The following is an 18,540-nucleotide window of genomic DNA, read 5'->3' on the forward strand; positions in this document are numbered from 1 at the left end:
TCAGCCGAAGGCGCGAGTGGCGGGCCGGCGTTCGGACAGATCGCCGGCGTCGAAATTGACAAGATCTTCCGCCCCGCGCGGCGGCGAGAAATAGTAGCCTTGGAAGCTGCCGCAACCCATGCTCTGCAACAGCACGAACTGCTCGTACTTTTCGACACCTTCGGCGGTGACGCGCAGCCCGAGGCTCTGTCCGAGCTGAACGATGGCCTTCACGATCGACAAACTTTCGTGGTTCTCGTGCATGTCCTGAACGAACGAGCGGTCGATTTTCAAGCGGTCGATCGGGAATGCCTTGAGATGCGTCAGCGACGCATAGCCGGTCCCGAAATCGTCGAGCGCGACTTCGACGCCCAACGCGTTGATACGGTGCATCGCATCCGCGATGTTCGTGACGCCGCCACCGAGGAAGACCCGCTCGGTAACCTCGATGCAGAGCTTGCTCGCCGGCACATGATAACGCGCCAGCGTCGCCTGTAGGCGTGTCGCGAGGCAGCCGATCGTGAAATCCGCCGACAGGACGTTGACCGCGATGCGCCCGAACTCCTTGCCTTGCGCCATCCAAGCCGCCGCTTGCCGTATGGCCATCTCGATGACGTGACTGCCGACTGAGGAAGCCAATCTCGGATCGTCGAGCACTTCCTCGAAATGTCCTGGCGTCAGCAGGCCTTCCACTGGATGCTTCCAACGCAGCAGGGCTTCGAACGATATCGGACGCTTGGGATCGGCAGCGATGATCGGCTGGAAGTGCAGGACGAACTGGCCGGATTCGAGTCCGTGACGCGCTTCCTGTTGCAATTCCACGCGTCTGCGCAGCGCTTGCCGCATGTCGGGAACGAAATGGACGACGCGATCGCGCCCATCCGATTTGGCCCGATAGAGCGCAAGATCTGCGTTTTTCAGAAGCTCGCCTGCTGTCGTTGCGTCTTGCGGAAACTTGGTGATGCCGACGCTGATCGTGCAGCTTCGGCGCGTGCCGCCGATCGCGAGCGGCTTTTCCAACGCTTCATGAATGACATCGCAGGCTGCGGCGATTTCCTTGTCCTGCCCTCGTATCAGGACGGCAAACTCATCGCCGCCCAAGCGCGCGATCTTTCCGATCCCATCCAACGCTTCCTTCATCCGCGCCGCCAATTGCTTCAGCATCTGATCGCCGACGTCATGGCCGAGCGTGTCGTTCACCTCTTTCAGTCGATCGATATCGAGGAGCGCGACAGCAAACGACGCGCTGGTCAATTGCGCGAACTGTATTTCGTTGAACAGCAGCTCGTTGAACGACAGCCGGTTCGGCAGCGACGTCAGAACGTCGAGGTTCGCGAGCCGCCACAGCTCATCACGGATCTTGTTCCGCTCCGAAACCTCCTCCGTCATCATCATCATGCCGCCGATGCTCTGGTCCGGCAGATACCAGGGGCGGACTTCCCAGCGAATGACATTTTCGCGGCCGTCGGCCCTGATGAATTTCTCTTCCTCGCAGCGCTCCATTGCGCCTGCGAGGATGCGCTGATGCTTGCGCTTCCAATGCACCGGAATTTCAGGAAACACGTCGTAGTGACAGCGCCCGGCGAGATCGGTGGTTCCAAGATTATAATCCGCGAGCCAGCGATCCGTGTAGGCGACGTAGCGCATGTCGTTGTCGAACATCGCAACCGCCGCTGGCGCATGCTTGACGAAGGCCTGCAGCCGCGAATTTGCCTCCTTGAGCGCTTGCTGCGCGCGGCGCTTGTCGCTGACGTCGACACCTACCGTCGTCAACGATTGCAGGACGCCTTCGGCATCGCGCACCGGCACGACGATCGCGCTCATCCACACCAGCGATCCGTCCTTGGCCTGATCGCAGAATTCGCCGCTCCAGGACTTTCCCGAGCGGACCAGCGGCCACATCTCGGACAGCGAGGCACTTTCGTCGTCGATCTGATGGCGTGGTAGCGCGCGCAGCTCTTCGATCGTGTAGCCGATGCGCTCGAGATACATCTCGTTCGCGTCAACGAGATGGCCGGCGACGTTCCACTTCAGCACGTAAAAGAATTCTTCGATGGTCGCGTCGTAGGGCTCCGAATGCCCGGCGCGGGGCTGCCGGTTCGGCCGGAAAAGCGCGACCCCCGCGATCGTGATCGCTAATGAGGAAAGCACCGCAGCCGCTGCAGCGACCCAAATGGAGACGTCCGTTAACAGGTAGAGCAGCACGCCTTGCGCGACGCCGAATCCAACGACCACCCAAATGCGCGGGCTCATTAGAGATTTAGCGATATTCCAACTCGTCATGCTTATGCACGCTTCTTAATTCAATTGCGGAACCTCCACAGCCTAAGTCAAAAAGCTAAACGGACGGCGAACAGACGCGTCATTTCGCGCTTGCGAAGCACCGTTGCGCCGCAAAGCCAAATCATCGCCTTACGATTTGATATGGATCAGAGTTCTTGCGCGCCGCACATTGAGTGGCCGTCGCGCGCCATTCGCTTTACCGATGCGCCTGTTCGGCGACGCCGTGGTAACGGCGAAACGCTTCGGAGGGCAATTCCCCGAACATCATGTTGTAATCGCGCGCGAAGCGGCCGAAATGCCAGAAGCCCCAGAGCGTTGCCGCCTCTGCGACCGAGTTTTCCGTCTTGATCGCGCGGCGCGCACCGTTCATGCGAACCGCACGCATATAAACGGATGGCTTCACCCCGAGCGTGTCCTGAAACGACTGCTGCAGCGCCCTCCGGCTGACACCCAATTCACGGCAGAGATCGGCGATCCCTTTCAAATCCTGTGACCATTCCGAAATCAGATCGCGTGCGTCGCGAACGATCAGCGCCCGCCTCGCCTGCGGGACGTCGAACCGGTCACCATAGCCGTGCGCCAGACCGCTGACGATCGCCGCAATCAGATCGCGTGACATCGACGATAGCCGCGCCCGGTCTCGAGCCGAGGCATCAGGCTCCGCCAGGATCTCGCAGACATCGAGAAAAATGGCGCGCATGCGATTGAGCGCGGTAATATCCGCGAAGCGCAGATGCGGTGTTGCAAGCGACGGCATGACGTCCTCGAGTTCGTCATGTGTCAGGGCGCTGCGCAGATCGCTTTCGTCCAGCACGAATCCGACGATGTCCAATCCCCGCGGCGAGAAGAAATCGAATTGATCCTTGCCCGAGAACACGTGCAGCTGCTGGCCATTGCAAGAACGCCCGCAAAAGGTGGCGCTGCCATGCAGCGACAGCGGTGCACCCACCGCGATCGTCCCTTCGGGAAGCGCACCGGTCTGCTGCAAGGAATTGCTTGTGACTTCGCGAAACAATTGAACGCAGTCTATTTGCGTTTCGAGAAACGATCCGTTGAAGCGCCCTGCTGAAATCTGTTCGTAGGTCTGGTTCCAGCCACGCAGAAGAGCCGCTTGCTCATCGATATCGGACGTACTGGCCGCGTGGATAATGGCAGTTTCCCCCGCAGGCGCGCTCATCGGAATCTCAGGAGAGTCGGACCGCAATTCCATCCCGCACAACACCCTATCTCAAGTGCTTCCGATCGCAGTTCGCGCAATGGACTTAAGTCGGCATGCACGTGTGCCGAAAATGGATAGACGGCATATTAGCGCAGTCCTACCGTCCCACGCTACCCGGAACCAACGCGTTCCGCGCTCCTTTGGGGCCAATGATGATGCCGGCAGTAATCGTCACTTGCAGCACTAGGCGTGCCTTCGGTCCAACTAGCCGGATGCGCCGCCGCTCGGAAAAAATAATAACATTCAAGAGGATTGGGTATGGAGACGACGGGACAGGGTGGAGTCGAATACGACAAAGTCGGTAATGAATACTTCGAAAAAAGGCAGCTGAAGCGCGGCGCGGCCGGATGGCTGCTGCTCGTCGGCCTCGGCGTTGCTTACGTGATTTCAGGCGATTACGCGGGCTGGAACTTCGGCCTCGCGCAGGGCGGCTGGGGCGGTCTGTTCGTGGCGTCGCTGCTGATGGCGACGATGTACACGTGCATGTGCTTCGCGCTCGCCGAACTCGCGACCATCGCTCCAACAGCCGGCGGCGGCTACGGTTTCGCGCGCCGCGCCTTCGGTCCTTGGGGCGGCTTTCTTTGCGGCATCGCCATCCTGATCGAATATGCGATCGCCCCCGCAGCGATCGCCGTTTTCATCGGCGCTTATTGCAATTCGTTGTTCGGCATCGACGGCTGGGTCGTCTATCTGGCCTTTTATGCTGTGTTTTTAGGCATCCACCTCTATGGCGCGGGCGAAGCCCTTCGTCTGATTTTCGCGATCACGGCGCTCGCCGTCGTGGCGCTGATCGTCTTCCTGGTCGCGATGATCCCGCACTTCAACGCCGACAACCTGTTCGACATTCCGGTAACCGACGCCGCCGGCGCAAGTCCTTTCCTGCCCTTCGGTTACATCGGCATCTGGGCAGCCATTCCCTACGCCATCTGGTTCTTCCTCGCGATCGAGGGCGTTCCGCTCGCGGCGGAAGAAACGAGCGATCCCAAACGCGATCTGCCGCGCGGCTTGATCGGCGGCATCCTCGTTCTGCTCGCGTCTTGCGCCCTCATCCTGCTGTTCGGACCCGGCGGCGCCGGCGCTGACGCTCTGAAATCCTCGGGCAATCCGCTCGTCGAAGCGCTCGAGTCGGCGAAAGTGTACGGAGGCCCGACATGGGTCAGCCGCTTCGTCAACTTCGTCGGCCTTGCCGGTCTGATCGCGAGCTTCTTCTCGATCATCTTCGGCTACTCGCGTCTGGTGTTCGCGATGTCTCGCGCTGGTTATCTGCCGCGAGCGCTGTCGCTGACCAACAGTCGCAAGACGCCGTACGTGGCGCTCATCGTTCCGGGCATCATCGGCTTCCTGCTGTCGCTCAGCGGCCAGGGCGATCTTCTGATCTTGATCGCCGTCTTCGGAGCGACCATTTCCTACGTGATGATGATGGCGGCGCATATCGCGTTGCGCGTGCGGGAACCGGATCTCGAGCGTCCGTATCGAACGCCGGGCGGCATCCTGACCTCCGGCATTGCGCTCGTACTCGCGTGCGTCGCGGTCGTCGCCGGCTTCCTCGTCGACCCGCGCGTCGTGATCGGTGCCGCCGTCGTCTATGCGGTATTCATCGCATACTTCGGACTTTATAGTCGCCATCATCTCGTGGCGGCGGCGCCAGGCGAAGAAGAAATTTTCTAAGCTCTCGAACCTCCAGCAACGGCGAGTGCCACATGAGCTACACCTATTCCATCGGAGGACACCGGTTCAGCTTCGAGAACCTCAAGGTCCTCATGGCGAAAGCCACGCCTGCGCGATCCGGCGATTATCTCGCCGGTGTCGCGGCGGGCGACGACGAGGAACGGGTTGCCGCCCAGATGGCGCTCGCCGATGTCCCGCTCAAGGAATTCCTCGTCGATCATCTCATTCCCTACGAGATCGACGAGGTCACACGTCTGATCATCGACGATCATAATGCCAAGGCGTTCGCGCCCGTTTCGCATTTGACCGTCGGCGCTTTCCGCGACTGGCTGCTTTCGGATGAAGCGACGGAACGTTCCCTCGCCCTGCTCGCACCCGGCCTGACCCCGGAAATGGTCGCGGCTGTCTCGAAAATCTGCCGCGTGCAGGACATGGTTTTGATCGCGCAGAAATGCCGTGTCGTGACCAAGTTCCGCAACACGATCGGCCTCAAAGGACGGCTTTCAACGCGCCTGCAGCCCAATCATCCGACCGACGATCCGACCGGCATCGCGGCGAGCATCGTCGATGGGCTGATGTACGGCAACGGCGACGCTGTCATCGGCATCAATCCCGCGACCGACAGCACCGCCGCAGTCACGACGCTGATCGAGATGCTGCACGAGATCATCCAGCGCTATAACATTCCGACGCAATCGTGCGTCCTCACGCACGTCACGACCAGCATCGCCTGCATCAACAAGGGCGCGCCGGTCGACCTCGTCTTCCAGTCGATCGCAGGCTCGGAAGCAGCCAACGGCAGCTTCGGCATCAATCTCGCGATGCTGAAGGAAGGCTACGAAGCGGCGCAAAGCCTGCAGCGCGGCACGGTCGGCAACAACGCCATGTATTTCGAGACGGGTCAGGGCAGCGCGCTCTCGGCCAACGCCCACCACGGCGTCGATCAGCAAACGCTCGAAGCCCGCGCTTATGCCGTCGCCAGAAAATTCGAGCCGCTGCTCGTCAACACCGTCGTTGGCTTCATCGGCCCCGAATACCTTTACGACGGCCGCCAGATCATTCGCGCCGGACTTGAAGATCACTTCTGCGGCAAGCTCCTCGGCGTGCCGATGGGTTGCGACATCTGCTATACGAACCACGCCGAAGCCGACCAGAACGACATGGACACCTTGCTGACCTTGCTCGGCGTCGCCGGCATCACGTTCATCATGGGCATTCCGGGCTCCGACGACATCATGCTGAATTATCAGACGACGTCGTTTCACGATGCGCTCTATGCCCGCAAGGCGCTCGGATTGAAGCCGTCACCGGAATTCGAAGACTGGCTCTTGAACGTCGGAATTTTCCAGGACGGCGATGCTCTGAAGCTCGCCGACACGCTGCCCAAACCATTCCAGCGCGCACTCGCACATCTCCACTGAGGTCAAGCACGGCCATGTCGGATAAAAAGATGCCGGATGAAAAGAAGCCCGTCGTCGTCACCAATCCCTGGGACAAGCTCCGCCAATATACGCCCGCGCGCATCGCGCTCGGCCGCGCCGGGACGAGCCTGCCGACGAAGCCGCATCTGGAATTTCAGCTTGCCCATGCTCGCGCACGCAACGCCGTCCATCATGAGCTCGACACCGCAGCACTTCAGTCGGCGCTGAAGACGCGCGGCCACGACACATGCCTCATGCACAGCGCCGCCGCCAACCGTCCGATGTATTTGCAGCGCCCTGACATGGGCCGCCGCCTGGATGAGGAGTCACGCGCCGCGCTGACCGACATGGCGCGCGCAGGCAGCGGTTACGACGTCGTCTTCGTGATCGGCGACGGCCTGTCGTCGTTCGCGATCGAAGAGAACGCCGCCCCGTTCCTCGACGTCATCCTGCCGCCCCTCGTCAAGGAAGGCTGGCGGATCGCGCCACTCGTCATCATCCGCGAAGCCCGCGTCGCCGTCGGCGACGAGATCGGACAGCTACTCGGCGCCAAGATGGTCGTTGTTCTGATCGGCGAGCGCCCCGGCCTCAGCTCTCCCGACAGCATGGGTATCTATATGACTTTGAACCCGCGCGTCGGGCTCACCGACGAAGCACGCAACTGCATCTCCAACGTCCGGCGCGAAGGTCTGAACTATGAGGGCGCCGCCCACAAATTGTTCTACCTGATGACCGAAGCGCGCAAGCGCGGCCTCTCCGGCGTGCACCTGAAGGACGAAGCCGAGGCGCATCAAAGCGCAGTTTCAACGTCGAGCAAGAGCTTCCTGATCGAACCGGATTCATCGCCGGGTAGCTGAGCGTGATCGCTTTTCCGCCAACACATCACGCAGCACGACCGCCTGATTGTGCTCGGTATCCTTTGCGCCGTAGAGCAGCGTGACCGGCTCTTTTTTCGCGCGGGCCCGCAATTCATCCAGCTTATCGCCAAGCTCACGCAGTTCGGCCCGATACTTTTCTTGAAATCCAACCCACCGCGCCGGATCGTGGTTGAACCATTTGCGTAGCGCGGTCGACGGTGCGATGTCCTTCATCCAGAGATCGATCTGTGCAGCGTCCTTGCTGAGCCCGCGCGGCCAAACCCGATCCACCAGCACGCGATACCCATCAGATTTCTGCGGCGGTTCGTAAATGCGCTTCAGCTGAACTTGCACCATGACGGCCTCCAGCGTTTTGGCTCGACGCTTACCTAAGCGCCAATTTCACGGCATTGCGAAGCTCCGGAATGACCTCGGCTTCGAACCACGGATTCTTGCGCATCCAGATCGTGCTGCGCCAGCTGGGATGCGGCAACGGAAAGAACTGCGGCGCGTACATTGAAAAATCTCTGACCGTCACCGTGACCGAAGACGCGCCGCGTAACCCGAGATAACGACGGTGCGCATACTGCCCGACCAGCACCGTTAGCTGAACATCGGGCAAATGCCTAAGCAATCGTTCGTGCCAATGGGGCGCGCATTCCGGCCTCGGCGGATTGTCGCCGCCCGACTTGCCGACCCCCGGATAGCAGAACCCCATCGGCAGCAAGGCAATCTTCGCAGCATCGAAAAACATATCGCAGTCGAGCCCCAGCCACTCGCGGAGCCGGTCACCGCTGGCGTCATTCCAAGGCACACCCGTCAGATGCACTTTCCGCCCCGGCGCCTGACCGACGATCAACAGCCGCGCGCCGCTTCCGAGCTGCACGACCGGGCGCGGACCGAGAGGCAACTCCGCCGCGCAGATCCGGCAGGCGCTGACATCGCGCAACGCTTTCGCCAGGGATGCGGAATTTTTTTGCATCGAAACCGGATTTCAAACGCTCGCCGTCAGGCGATCAATCCATTTGCGCCCAAAATCGCAAGCGGGACGAGACTAGTTTGCGCAACCCAGCGCGGCACTTCGAGCCTGCCGGTGCTCCGATGGCGAATTTCCACCCTGAGCCGCCTTGATCTATGATGGCCCGACAATGCTCCGTTGACAGTACGTTCGCATGAAATTATCTGCCGCAGACGCAGGGGCGGCGCATTCGTGTATATCATCACGATCACGACCAGCATTCGAGAAAGCCGACTGAGGACTGCCGATGACCGCGCGCATTTTCAAGCCAGCCAGATCCGCGATGCAGTCTGGCGAAGCTCGCACCAAAGAGTGGGTTTTGGAGTTCGCCCCGGCGACGCCGCGTTCGGCCGACCCGCTCATGGGATGGACGAGCACCCGCGATACGCAAACGCAGGTGCGGCTCGAGTTCGAAACCAAGGAAGAGGCGATCGCCTACGCCGTGCGCGAAGGCCTGAGCTACTCGCTCGCCGAGCCGAAGCCGCGGAAGCCGATCCGCAAATCCTACGCCGACAACTTCCGCTTCGGCCGCACCACGAACTGGACGCACTGAACACCCATCCGTCGCACGGTCGTACGCGTTGATCGGCGGCTTTGATCCGCGCTTCCCGCGCGGCCGAAAATCGGCCGCGCCACAACGCCGCTCGGAAATCACCCGAACAGCGCCACCGCTTTCACCAGCGTATTCCAGACGCCCCACAGGAACGGTATTCCAACGGCGAGCCACGCGAGTAGGACCGCCGGGCTGAAGCCGCCGAAGCCGATGCCATGCGAGCCGTCCGGCAACGTCGCCGTCGAAGCCTTCGTCTTGAGCGCCGCAAGCTGCTCGTCGGTCATCATGTATTTATGATCGACCGGTCGCACGAGCGCATTGGCGATGAGGCCGATGAGCAGGAAGCCGGTCAGGATATAGAGCGTATAGTCGTAGACGGCGGCGCGCGGCACGCCGGCCGCGATTTCCGCGTCGCGAATGTATCCGATGACCAGCGGCCCTAGAATGCCGGCCGCCGACCACGCCGTCAGGATGCGGCCGTGAATTGCGCCGACGAACTGCGTGCCGAAGATGTCGGCGAGATACGCCGGAAGCGTCGCGAAGCCACCACCGTACATGCTGATGATGACGCACAGCGTACCGACGAACAGCGCCACCGATCCCATGTGCGCCAGCGTCGGCGCCAGCACGTAGAGGATCATGCCCAGAATGAAGAAGGAGAAATAGGTGACCTTGCGCCCGAGGATATCGGACAGCGAGGCCCAGGCGAAACGACCGCCGCTATTGAATAGCGACAAGAGGCTGACGAACCCGCCTGCGATGCCGGCGATCACAGCATGCTGCGAGGCGTCGAGGTCGCCGAACTTCAAGTCTGGGCGGCCGATCAGCGATCCGCCGAAGATTTCCTGCAGCATCGGCGACGCCATCGACAGCACGCCGATACCGGCCGACACGTTCATCCACAACGCGACCCAGATCAGCCAGAATTGCGGCGTCTTGTGCGCATCGTTGAGATGCACGTGGCCGGTCGTGATGAGCGCGTGCGTTCGCTCCTTGGATTGCGTCCATCCGTCGGGCTTCCAGCCGTCGGGCGGCACGCGGTAGCCGAAGGCGCCGCACAGCATGAACACCAGATAGATGCAGCCCATCACGGCCATCGCCTGCGCGACGCCTGACGATTGATCGTCCTTGAAATGGTTCATCAGCAGGATGGCCAGCGGCGAACCGATCATCGCGCCGCCACCGAAACCCATGATCGCCATGCCCGTCGCCATGCCGCGGCGGTCAGGAAACCATTTGATCAGCGTTGAGACCGGCGAGATGTAGCCGAGCCCAAGTCCGATGCCGCCGATCACACCGAGGCCAAGCCAGAACAGCCAGAGCTGATGAATATAGACGGCGAGCGCGGCGAGCAGGAAGCCGCCGCCCCAGCAGAGCGCCGCGGACACGCCCGCCCGGCGCGGGCCAGCCCGCTCGAGCCACCCTCCGAATGCCGCGGCCGACAGCCCAAGGAAAACGATCCCGAGTTCGAAGGTCACGAGCAGGCTGCTGACGCGCCAGTCGCACGTCGTCGTGAACAGCTCCTGCATCAGCGACATATCGGGACACGCCACCGGCTTCGAAATGCCGAGCGCCTGCGACAGCGGCAGCCAGAAGACGCTGAGCCCATAGCTCATGCCGATGCAGAGGTGGATCGCAAGGGCGGCGGGCGGCACGAGCCACCGGTTGAAGCCCGCCTGCGCAACAATGCGGCCGCGGTCCAAAAGCCCCGGTGCCTGATCGGACGCCATTACCGTCATGTTCTCTCCCCCACGATGAATCTGTTCTTTTTGGCTTTTTGCCGGTGTTGTCGCACGGGATCTGCGACACAATCAACAGCATTGCCGCACTTGCCGTTCTGAACGATTGATGCCGGCGGTGACTTGCGCTTGGGAGCGGCGGCCATTATCGGTTTTTCGCGACGCTGACGGTGCGTCGCGCCGCCGGTTCGGCTGATAGGGCGAACTTGCGGCACCGCAGCAAAGCGGGATCCCGTAGCTCAGTTGGATAGAGCATCTGCCTTCTAAGCAGAGGGTCGCAGGTTCGAATCCTGCCGGGATCGCCAATAATTGCAGACATTTCTGTAATTGCAGACATTTCTGTCAAGTTCAGTATGCGGATGGAAAAGTGTGAAACAGAGCGAAGTTTCACACTTTCATTTTCTTCGTCTTCTTCAACCCCTTGAATTGATGGACTGTAGGCATCTCGGGCATCTACTTTTGCTCAATTAGGGGCAGCATTTGTCGGCACATTGCGAGATGCAGATAAGACGAAGCCCCGCCTCAAGGCGGGGTTTCGTTTCTGGTTCTGGAATGCTCAATCAGGGGGATTGAAGGGTGGCGCGACGTAATACGTTATTAGTCGTTGGAGCCGGGGCAAGCGCAGAAGCAGGCTTACCGATCGGCCGCGGGCTGGCAGATCAAATTTCAAAAATCCTTCGCTTCGAGGCGGACCGCTTCGGAAGTGCAATTGGAGGGGACGAAGATTTTCGCTACCAGCTCGAACGCCACACTCAACAGGATTTTAAAAGTTTTGCGAAGACCGCTCAAACAATGTCCCCGGGGATTCTGCGCGCCCCTTCTATAGATCAGTTTATCGACAAGCATTCAGATGACGAGCGCGTTGCCATCCTCGGCAAAGCGGCAGTCATTCAAACTATCCTGAAAGCAGAGCGAAATTCCGCTCTCTATGCCGATGAGAGCAAGCGTAAAAGCATTGATAGTGTGGGAGTCCGCGCAACTTGGTACGCTGCTTTTGCCGATCTAATTTGCGCAGACACGAACAAGTCCAAGTTGGACGAAGTCTTTTGCAACGTCACAGTTGTTTGCTTCAACTACGATCGATGCATTGAACAGTTCCTGGCATTCCACCTTAGCGAACTATATAGGATACCGCTCGCGGAAGCACGTGCACGGGTGGCTGGACTGTCGATTTTGCGGCCTTATGGGCTCGTAGCCCCTCTTTACGGCGCAAACGCAATATTCTTTGGCTCAGACTTCCGCAATCACGACATCTTCTATCTCGCGAACAACATCCGGACCTTTACCCAGCAGGAACAGGATCATACTGTGGTCACGCGTATCAGGAAGGCAATCGAAGAGGCCGACACAATCGCCTTTCTCGGATTTTATTATTTGCAACAGAATATGAAGCTTCTATCGCCAGAGAAACCGACGCGAGCCACTCGAATTTACGGAACTGCATTTGAGCGTTCGGGGCACGACGTGATCGAGATCAAAAACCGCATCAGAGGTTATCTCTATAATAAAGGACCTAATCATAAATCCGCACCCGAACTGATGATTGATCAAACCAAGTGCGGTGCTTTGCTTCGGGATCACTCGCTAGGGCTCGATCTGACGTCTTGATTCTCAACACCGAGCGTCAGACGAGTTCAAAAAGTTTAACGCTCGACGATTGACTCGCTAATTGCGGGATTTCTCTGGGCGGTAGGGACCGCTTTGGGCGTTGTCGCTATATTCGGATACCCGATCTTCATAGTCATCGTTTTTCGGGTCAAACGTGAGCACGCCAACAGATTTTAGGATTCGATCTTTCCTTGAAAAGGCTTGGCCATGATCAGCCGATTTCTGAACCGCTAAAATCCACTGCCTTAACGGTAGCATCATACAGTTTCCAGACATCGCAGCACGCACAACCGGGCTCGTGCTCTTCGCACCGAAGTCCAAACTGTTCGGTAGCAAATTGCATAAAGTGCGCCAGGAAATCGGCGCTCGCTCGATCATACTGATCGGATGTATCAGACTCGATTGTCACCATCTCTATCTCCATGAGAACGAAGAAGCTGAAAATACCTGCGCGGGCGCCATTGAAGCGAAATGCATTTGCAATGCATCCCAAAAAATTGTTTCACATAGGCAAGCGGGTAATTAGTGATTTGAACACGTTAGAACGCACAGAATAGCGATCCAAAATTGCGAAAACATAATTGATTTTGTTCAAGATAGCCTAGTCTTCCAAGCAGAGGGTCGCAGGTTCGAATCCTGCCGGGATCGCCAGCGGCGCGCTGCTTCGAGTGTCCGATGAGGTTTTGCTACCCCAGCCCGAGGAACCGCTTGATGCGGTGGCGCGGCGAAACATCGACTCGCCGCAGCTTTGCGCCAAGGCCTGGAACGTACCGCTCGCGATCGCGCGTGACCGCCTGCATATAAATGTCCGCGAAGAATGCCCGCTCCTTGCGCTTCTCGAGTTCAATCCTGCCGAGCATCGACGGCTGATAGGAATTGTCGGTGAAGATCGGCGGGATCTGATCTGTCGCGATCAGAAACATCAGCTTCGTTCGAACGCATTTCTGGCAACGCCCGCAATTGACGGGCCGCGATTTGCTATCGGTGCAAAATGAAATCGAATCGCACGCCATCTTGTTTGCAGCGATGGCCTCGATCTTTTCCGTTCTCGAAAAGTCGCTCGTAACGGTTTTGAGAGACCAGTCGGAACCCGCGAAATATCTGTTCGTGACGTGGTTCGTCCCCCACGGCCACGACATCATGTCTTGCTCCCAGGTGTAGTCGGCCGCGATCTGTGCCGTTCCGAAAACATCAGAGAGCAAGCTCGCGCAGCCTGCGAGCGTGAAGCCATGCAAGAGGGTTGCTTTGCCGTATTGCGCGACGTCGCTCTTGATCGTCACACGCTCGATTCCGAAATGCTTCAGAAGCGGCTCGGTCTTTTTGACGAGCGCAAGAAAATTGCGGTCATTGTCCGGCTTGTAGTCCATTCCGTGAATCGTCAAAGCGCGCGACGGAAGATCTTCTTTTGGCGACGCCATCAAATGAAAAGTTGAATCGACGCCGCCCGAATAAAACGCGAGCACACTCCGCTTGCCGCGCTGCGGCGCTACGACCTTCGATGCGTGGATTTTGACGGGCTGCAATACACCCGGACTCCACATGGACCAGACGCGGGCGAGCTTTTCTCCATTAGCGATGACGACAGGATCGACCGGGCCATCGATCTCGATATCGCGCCCCGTCAGCATCGCGGTCGGCAGCGTATGCCAAACCGCGAAACTGTAATCGGCAAGCTGCGGCAGTTCCAACCCTTCGACTTGGTAGCTTATCGTCCGGCTCCGGTCCGACAGCTTGATCTAGTTCCCGTTCTGCTCAACCTTCCACATTGCAATTGCCTTTTCCCGTCAATTCCAATTACGGCTGCACAAATGGCAGAAGAGCGTCAGGACAATCGGGCTTCTTGCGCCAATGCTCAAGCGCCGTACTGACGGATATTCATAAATGGCAGTTCAGGTCTGGCGCACCTCCAGCAATCGGTGCGCCGCAGTGGAACGCGCAGCCACCTTCAAACCCGGCGCGACCGGCGGCTGAATCGTCTTAGAATTGTAGCTGCCGGGACACGTTACGCGCGCGCGCGTTCAACCGCGATCTGCGCGACCACGTCATCGAAGCACTCGGCAACGGCTTTCTGGGCGTTCGCGACGTAGTTTCGGCAGCGGGCCTGGTCCGTGTCGCTCCAGGTTGCGGCGGCGAACAGACTATCGAGGCGTGTCGTCGACTTCAAAGTTTCCAAGTCGATGAGCTTGTGCGAGAGCTGCGCGTCATCCAGCAAGCTTTCCACTTTGTGCGTGATCGATCGCACCGCCAGAAAAGGGACACCTAGTCTCATGGCGAGACACGCGCCGTGGAATCGTCCGGAGACGATGAATTTCGTGCCGCCTGCAATGGCGCGAAGAAATGCGTCCGCGGAGCCGACGGCGCATCCGAAACGATCCGCCGTGAAATTTCCAGGCAGCACATTTCCAATTTTGTGCCGCACCTCGTATTTCACGATCCGCATAAAAGCTTTTTTGCTCGAAAAGATCGGCACCTGCGGACGTGTTCTCATCGGCAGAAACGCGGCGTGCGTGCGACGCGCGAATGCATGAAGCAGCTTATTGACCGAGCCGAGCGTGGAGTCCGTGACGATGACTTTCTCGCCTGCGTGCCACTTGATGTCTTTTGGCGTTTCGATCGCGAGCGTGACATCGGGACAAAGCTTCGCCGTCGCGCCGTATGACTTCGCCCTCTCGAGACTTCTCGGCTCCCGGCAGAACACGCCGGTCAAAGCGGGAAAGCCTTGAATGACGTCCTCGTCGCATTCGTCCATGACGGTATTCACGAGAAAACAGGGAATGCCGAGGTCTCGTGCGCGCCGGGCGAATTGGGATATCAAAAGCGCCTTTGGACTCCGAACGTGCAGCGCGCCTTCACCGTTGATGACGACCCCGTCGATTGTACGCAGACGCGCAACGTCGAATTCGGAGCGAACCGGACCGACAACGGCGGCATCGACGCCCCGAATGGCCAACTCGCGAGCGATGGCTTCCATGACCAGCGTGCTGCCATGGTGACCACCCGCACGCGTGTCGCCCATCACTAAAATCTTGGGACGCCGGCCGCCCACAAAAGATGTTCTTTCTGTAAGCATATCTGGCAAAACCCGACGGCGGCGATGAAGCATCCGTGCCCGTTCTACGTGACGGTGTGCACCTTGCCAACCGCGACGACGCAATCGCCAACAACGAATTGCCAGATTACAGAGGCCGCACCGTTATTTGAGTACTTGCGCACTTAAGTACTTGAGTACGCGAGCCCTCGACGAAGCACACAAAAAATCTGTTTCTGAAAAACTGCTCTACTCTTTGCGAAGCGAGAAGATGTAGCCGGCCAGATCGCGAATCTCCAATCGCGTGAGACTGAGATTGGGCATCGGCGGGTGCGGCTCGGTCAGCCATGTCGTCAGATGATCGAGCGTCTGGTTCGGGCGGTTGGCGATGCCTGAAAAGCTCGGCACGTCAGCCTGGACGGGACGATCCGATGCTTGCCCAATCAAGTGGCAAGTCGTGCACAGCGTTTTCGCCAGCCGCGCGCCGTTCTCGATATCGGGCTTTGTGGACTCGAGTCTTCCCGGCTCATCACGGATGACCGGACCTTGCGGTTCCACTTGCGCGACAGCTGCTGGCATTTGTGCTGCGAATACCGATGCGGCAGCAAACAGGCAAGCAACCGTTCGCGTTGCAATTGGAAATGCGCCCGCCATATTTTCCTCCCGCCGCTGTTCAAGATCAAAACGCTTCTAGGGTGCGCGCGATATGCTGCAATTGATCGAGCGCAAACGCTTTCGAGGGAGATGACATGGGATTCAATCTTCGCGCCGATCGGGTAGCGCTGCTCGCGAGCCTGTTGTTCTGGCTCGGCGGCGGCACGGCCGTTGCTGCGCCGGACACGCCGCAAATCGATGGCGCGGCGATCCTCGAAAAGAACTGCGCCCGCTGCCACGCAATCGGCATGACGGGCGATAGTACGCATAAGGAAGCGCCGCCGTTCCGCGAGATTGTCATGCGCTACCCGCCCGAGAACCTCGAAGAGTCCCTCGCCGAGGGCATTGTCTCCGGCCACGCGGATATGCCGGAATTCACGTTCTCATCGGAAGAAGTCAGCGCGATCGTCGGCTATTTGAATGATCTCAAGGCTCAGGTCACCGGCAAGTGAGGGTTGACCGCCAGAGCGCCTGAAGCACGCGCTCAATTGAGCGAAAGACTTGGTCGGGGCGACATGATTCGAACACGCGACCCTCTGCTCCCAAAGCAGATGCTCTACCAGGCTGAGCTACGCCCCGACAAAAGACGGGGCTTAGTAGCATGTTCGCCCGCGCGAACAAATGGACATTTGCAGAACGAATAGCCGCGCCCCGGAAGGTGATCGACGCTCGGCCCGGGGCGCAAGCAGTCTCAAGCGGTCGCAGGCGGCCGCGCCGGCCGGAAGTGTCGATCCCGTGCCACGCCCGTCCGACGGATTGGCATCCGTGGCGACAGTTGCCTTTGCCAAAGCCCCCCTGAAATAGTAGCGAGTTGGTGAAGCTCGGCCGCCCCGTCTGGCGGTACCGTATTGTCCTGTTCCCGTTGGCGTTGCTCGCGAGTGCGTATCGTGAATTTCGTGCGTTCCGTATTGCCGAATGCGTATGCCGCCAAGGCACGAGGCATCGTGCTCAGCGCAATCGCCCTCAGTGCGTTTTACGTTTATTATCTCGCCGTAGACGCGGACGACGCTATCCCACCGGCCGCAGCCGAAGCCATGCCGATGCCCCCTGTCGTTCGGGCATCTTCGATCACATCTCCGATTTATATCATCCCCGACGCTTCGGCGCAGGAAACGCCACGACCGGCAGCGCCGCCGCGCGCCGAGCTCGCACGCGACTTGCAGATCGCTCTGGCGAAGGCGCACTGTTATGACGGCCCAGTTTCGGGACGCTGGAGCGCCGCCTCCCAGACGGGCATGAGCGCATTCCTGAGCGTCGCGAATGCTCACATGTCCGTCGACGATCCCGATGAAGCGCTTTTGGCGCTCGTCTCGTCGAATGCGGACGTAACATGCTCGACTCTCCCGACGCGCGTCGCCGATGCGAGCAATACAAATGCGGCCGCGGCCTACGATCGAAGCCCCCTGCAAACGAAAGTCGCGATTGCAACCGACGCGCCCATCCCTTCACCGGCAGGCTCTGTCTCTACAGTTCCGGGCGACGAGCGATCGATGCTGGATCACCCTTGGGCACAACCGGAAATGCTCGTGCCCACCGCCGCCGCTGGGATAACGCCCCCTGCGCCCGCCGTGAGCCCGATCTTGACGAGCAGCACTCGCCCGGCAGGTCGCGAGGCAATCCAGGGCGTACAAGATCCGAAGGCCGGCGTCGCCGCGGAGCCTCAGCCAGTCGTGACTGTGACGAAGGTCAGCACCGCCGCGAGCGAGCAATCCCGATTGCGCTTCGAAGGTGGCAGCGTCATCGCCGACGATAAGCCGGAACTTACGCCCGTACCGCGTGCGGACCTGAGCCAGCCCGCGGCCGTCAACGACGCGACGGCGGCAGGTGCGCCGGCAAAAGTCACCCAGCGCAAGAAGACTGCGAAGCGCCGGGTAGCACGTCCTGATGACTCGGGCTTCGGCGTGAGCTTGGATTCAATCCAGCGTTCGCTGACGTCGCTGTTCAACTGACGCGACCGAAACACCCTGACATCCGCAAACCGACGGCTATCGCTTTGCGCCCTTGAATAGCGGATAGATGACCTTGTCGCCGGGCTTGATGCCAAGTCGCGCGGCAGTCCCGGCCTGCAACTCCAGCACAGCCGCCACCGCAACCCTCGACGAGATGACCCGGTCCGAAAGCGGCTCGGCACGCTCCTCGATGCGCGCGATGGTGCCATTCGCGCGGATAAACACCATGTCGAGCGAGATGTAGGTGTTGTGCATCCACATCGAGATTTCGCGCTCAACGCCATACGGGAAGAGCATACCTTCGCTCTCGCCGATGCTCGTGCGGTACATCAGACCGAGACGCTTCTCCTGCTCGCTGGAGGCGACCTCAATATCGAAGGCGTGGCCTTGCCCGCCCGCAGCCGGCTCGATCGTCAGCTTGTCCCGGCGCATCTTGGCGTAGGCCGGCGCGACGAACTCAAGAAGCCCCGCTTCCCGGAGTGCAGGAAGGCTCGCTCCTGCAAAAGCGAAAAGGGCCACGCAGATGGCGGCCCTTTTCGTAAAACTCGCTGACACGATCGTCAT

16 protein-coding genes and 2 tRNA genes are annotated in these 18,540 nt (G+C 59.7%); 8 read left to right on the forward strand and 10 right to left on the reverse strand.

Annotated elements, in window-relative coordinates:
• Entirely contained in the window at positions 1 to 2,262 is a 2,262-nt protein-coding gene (locus HYPGJ_RS08445; protein ID WP_046846848.1) for a bifunctional diguanylate cyclase/phosphodiesterase, read from the reverse strand.
• 196 nt (positions 2,263 to 2,458) lie between these two features.
• Positions 2,459 to 3,439: a helix-turn-helix domain-containing protein gene (locus HYPGJ_RS08450; RefSeq protein ID WP_244466055.1), complete on the reverse strand. Its 981-nt coding sequence runs from the start codon at positions 3,437 to 3,439 to the stop codon at positions 2,459 to 2,461.
• A 300-nt stretch (positions 3,440 to 3,739) separates the two neighbouring features.
• On the opposite strand from HYPGJ_RS08450, the gene eat reads away from it, so the two are divergent.
• Genes eat through eutC form a run of 3 tightly spaced genes read left to right on the forward strand, consistent with a single transcriptional unit; the run spans position 3,740 to position 7,427 of the window.
• On the forward strand, positions 3,740 to 5,149 hold the full coding sequence (gene eat, locus HYPGJ_RS08455; RefSeq protein ID WP_046846850.1) for an ethanolamine permease: 1,410 nt from the start codon (positions 3,740 to 3,742) through the stop codon (positions 5,147 to 5,149).
• Positions 5,150 to 5,181: 32 nt separating this feature from the next.
• Entirely contained in the window at positions 5,182 to 6,570 is a 1,389-nt protein-coding gene (locus tag HYPGJ_RS08460) for an ethanolamine ammonia-lyase subunit EutB (RefSeq protein WP_046846851.1), read from the forward strand.
• 14 nt (positions 6,571 to 6,584) lie between these two features.
• Complete coding sequence (gene eutC, locus HYPGJ_RS08465; protein WP_083984076.1) at positions 6,585 to 7,427, forward strand: ethanolamine ammonia-lyase subunit EutC; 843 nt, start codon at positions 6,585 to 6,587, stop codon at positions 7,425 to 7,427.
• Here the strand turns inward: eutC and HYPGJ_RS08470 are convergent.
• Positions 7,410 to 7,784, reverse strand: a complete 375-nt coding sequence (locus HYPGJ_RS08470) for a DUF488 domain-containing protein (protein WP_046846852.1) — start codon at positions 7,782 to 7,784, stop codon at positions 7,410 to 7,412. The genes eutC and HYPGJ_RS08470 overlap by 18 nt on opposite strands.
• Before the next feature lie 28 nt (positions 7,785 to 7,812).
• Positions 7,813 to 8,409 (reverse strand): uracil-DNA glycosylase family protein, encoded by a 597-nt coding sequence (locus HYPGJ_RS08475; protein WP_046846853.1) that lies wholly within the window; start codon positions 8,407 to 8,409, stop codon positions 7,813 to 7,815.
• A 283-nt stretch (positions 8,410 to 8,692) separates the two neighbouring features.
• Between HYPGJ_RS08475 and HYPGJ_RS08480 the strand changes: the two genes are divergently transcribed.
• Positions 8,693 to 8,998: an ETC complex I subunit gene (locus HYPGJ_RS08480; RefSeq protein WP_046846854.1), complete on the forward strand. Its 306-nt coding sequence runs from the start codon at positions 8,693 to 8,695 to the stop codon at positions 8,996 to 8,998.
• A 98-nt stretch (positions 8,999 to 9,096) separates the two neighbouring features.
• Here HYPGJ_RS08480 and HYPGJ_RS08485 read toward each other — a convergent pair whose 3' ends face one another.
• Positions 9,097 to 10,737 (reverse strand): OFA family MFS transporter, encoded by a 1,641-nt coding sequence (locus HYPGJ_RS08485; protein ID WP_046846855.1) that lies wholly within the window; start codon positions 10,735 to 10,737, stop codon positions 9,097 to 9,099.
• A gap of 228 nt (positions 10,738 to 10,965) precedes the next feature.
• On the opposite strand from HYPGJ_RS08485, the gene HYPGJ_RS08490 reads away from it, so the two are divergent.
• Positions 10,966 to 11,042, forward strand: a tRNA-Arg gene (locus tag HYPGJ_RS08490).
• A 271-nt stretch (positions 11,043 to 11,313) separates the two neighbouring features.
• On the forward strand, positions 11,314 to 12,345 hold the full coding sequence (locus HYPGJ_RS08495; protein ID WP_046846856.1) for a hypothetical protein: 1,032 nt from the start codon (positions 11,314 to 11,316) through the stop codon (positions 12,343 to 12,345).
• Between the two features lie 686 nt (positions 12,346 to 13,031).
• Here HYPGJ_RS08495 and HYPGJ_RS08505 read toward each other — a convergent pair.
• The 3 genes from HYPGJ_RS08505 to HYPGJ_RS08515 form a co-directional block, all read right to left on the reverse strand.
• Positions 13,032 to 14,033: a hypothetical protein gene (locus HYPGJ_RS08505; RefSeq protein ID WP_244466056.1), complete on the reverse strand. Its 1,002-nt coding sequence runs from the start codon at positions 14,031 to 14,033 to the stop codon at positions 13,032 to 13,034.
• A 314-nt stretch (positions 14,034 to 14,347) separates the two neighbouring features.
• Complete coding sequence (locus HYPGJ_RS08510) at positions 14,348 to 15,361, reverse strand: polysaccharide pyruvyl transferase family protein (RefSeq protein WP_046846858.1); 1,014 nt, start codon at positions 15,359 to 15,361, stop codon at positions 14,348 to 14,350.
• 261 nt (positions 15,362 to 15,622) lie between these two features.
• Entirely contained in the window at positions 15,623 to 16,027 is a 405-nt protein-coding gene (locus tag HYPGJ_RS08515) for a cytochrome c (protein WP_052750847.1), read from the reverse strand.
• A 95-nt stretch (positions 16,028 to 16,122) separates the two neighbouring features.
• Here HYPGJ_RS08515 and HYPGJ_RS08520 point away from each other — a divergent pair, with 95 nt between their 5' ends.
• Positions 16,123 to 16,479, forward strand: coding sequence for a cytochrome c (locus tag HYPGJ_RS08520; protein WP_046846859.1), 357 nt, complete (start codon positions 16,123 to 16,125; stop codon positions 16,477 to 16,479).
• Positions 16,480 to 16,529: 50 nt separating this feature from the next.
• Here the strand turns inward: HYPGJ_RS08520 and HYPGJ_RS08525 are convergent.
• A tRNA-Pro gene (locus HYPGJ_RS08525) sits at positions 16,530 to 16,606 on the reverse strand.
• A gap of 299 nt (positions 16,607 to 16,905) precedes the next feature.
• Here HYPGJ_RS08525 and HYPGJ_RS08530 point away from each other — a divergent pair.
• Positions 16,906 to 17,976, forward strand: a complete 1,071-nt coding sequence (locus HYPGJ_RS08530; protein WP_244466057.1) for a hypothetical protein — start codon at positions 16,906 to 16,908, stop codon at positions 17,974 to 17,976.
• 36 nt (positions 17,977 to 18,012) lie between these two features.
• Here HYPGJ_RS08530 and HYPGJ_RS08535 read toward each other — a convergent pair whose 3' ends face one another.
• Positions 18,013 to 18,540 (reverse strand): DUF192 domain-containing protein, encoded by a 528-nt coding sequence (locus HYPGJ_RS08535; RefSeq protein WP_046846860.1) that lies wholly within the window; start codon positions 18,538 to 18,540, stop codon positions 18,013 to 18,015.

It is taken from the genome of Hyphomicrobium sp. GJ21 (assembly GCF_001006785.1).
Taxonomy (GTDB): Bacteria; Pseudomonadota; Alphaproteobacteria; order Rhizobiales; family Hyphomicrobiaceae; genus Hyphomicrobium_B.

Excerpts from the sequence above, each read along its gene's own strand:
- HYPGJ_RS08445 (WP_046846848.1), bottom strand. The coding sequence starts at position 2,262 with ATGACGAGTTGGAATATCGCTAAATCTCTAATGAGCCCGCGCATTTGG.
- HYPGJ_RS08450 (WP_244466055.1), bottom strand. The coding sequence starts at position 3,439 with ATGAGCGCGCCTGCGGGGGAAACTGCCATTATCCACGCGGCCAGTACG.
- eat (WP_046846850.1), top strand. The coding sequence starts at position 3,740 with ATGGAGACGACGGGACAGGGTGGAGTCGAATACGACAAAGTCGGTAAT.
- HYPGJ_RS08460 (WP_046846851.1), top strand. The coding sequence starts at position 5,182 with ATGAGCTACACCTATTCCATCGGAGGACACCGGTTCAGCTTCGAGAAC.
- eutC (WP_083984076.1), top strand. The coding sequence starts at position 6,585 with ATGTCGGATAAAAAGATGCCGGATGAAAAGAAGCCCGTCGTCGTCACC.
- HYPGJ_RS08470 (WP_046846852.1), bottom strand. The coding sequence starts at position 7,784 with ATGGTGCAAGTTCAGCTGAAGCGCATTTACGAACCGCCGCAGAAATCT.
- HYPGJ_RS08475 (WP_046846853.1), bottom strand. The coding sequence starts at position 8,409 with ATGCAAAAAAATTCCGCATCCCTGGCGAAAGCGTTGCGCGATGTCAGC.
- HYPGJ_RS08480 (WP_046846854.1), top strand. The coding sequence starts at position 8,693 with ATGACCGCGCGCATTTTCAAGCCAGCCAGATCCGCGATGCAGTCTGGC.
- HYPGJ_RS08485 (WP_046846855.1), bottom strand. The coding sequence starts at position 10,737 with ATGACGGTAATGGCGTCCGATCAGGCACCGGGGCTTTTGGACCGCGGC.
- HYPGJ_RS08510 (WP_046846858.1), bottom strand. The coding sequence starts at position 15,361 with ATGGGCGACACGCGTGCGGGTGGTCACCATGGCAGCACGCTGGTCATG.
- HYPGJ_RS08515 (WP_052750847.1), bottom strand. The coding sequence starts at position 16,027 with ATGGCGGGCGCATTTCCAATTGCAACGCGAACGGTTGCTTGCCTGTTT.
- HYPGJ_RS08520 (WP_046846859.1), top strand. The coding sequence starts at position 16,123 with ATGGGATTCAATCTTCGCGCCGATCGGGTAGCGCTGCTCGCGAGCCTG.
- HYPGJ_RS08535 (WP_046846860.1), bottom strand. The coding sequence starts at position 18,540 with ATGACGATCGTGTCAGCGAGTTTTACGAAAAGGGCCGCCATCTGCGTG.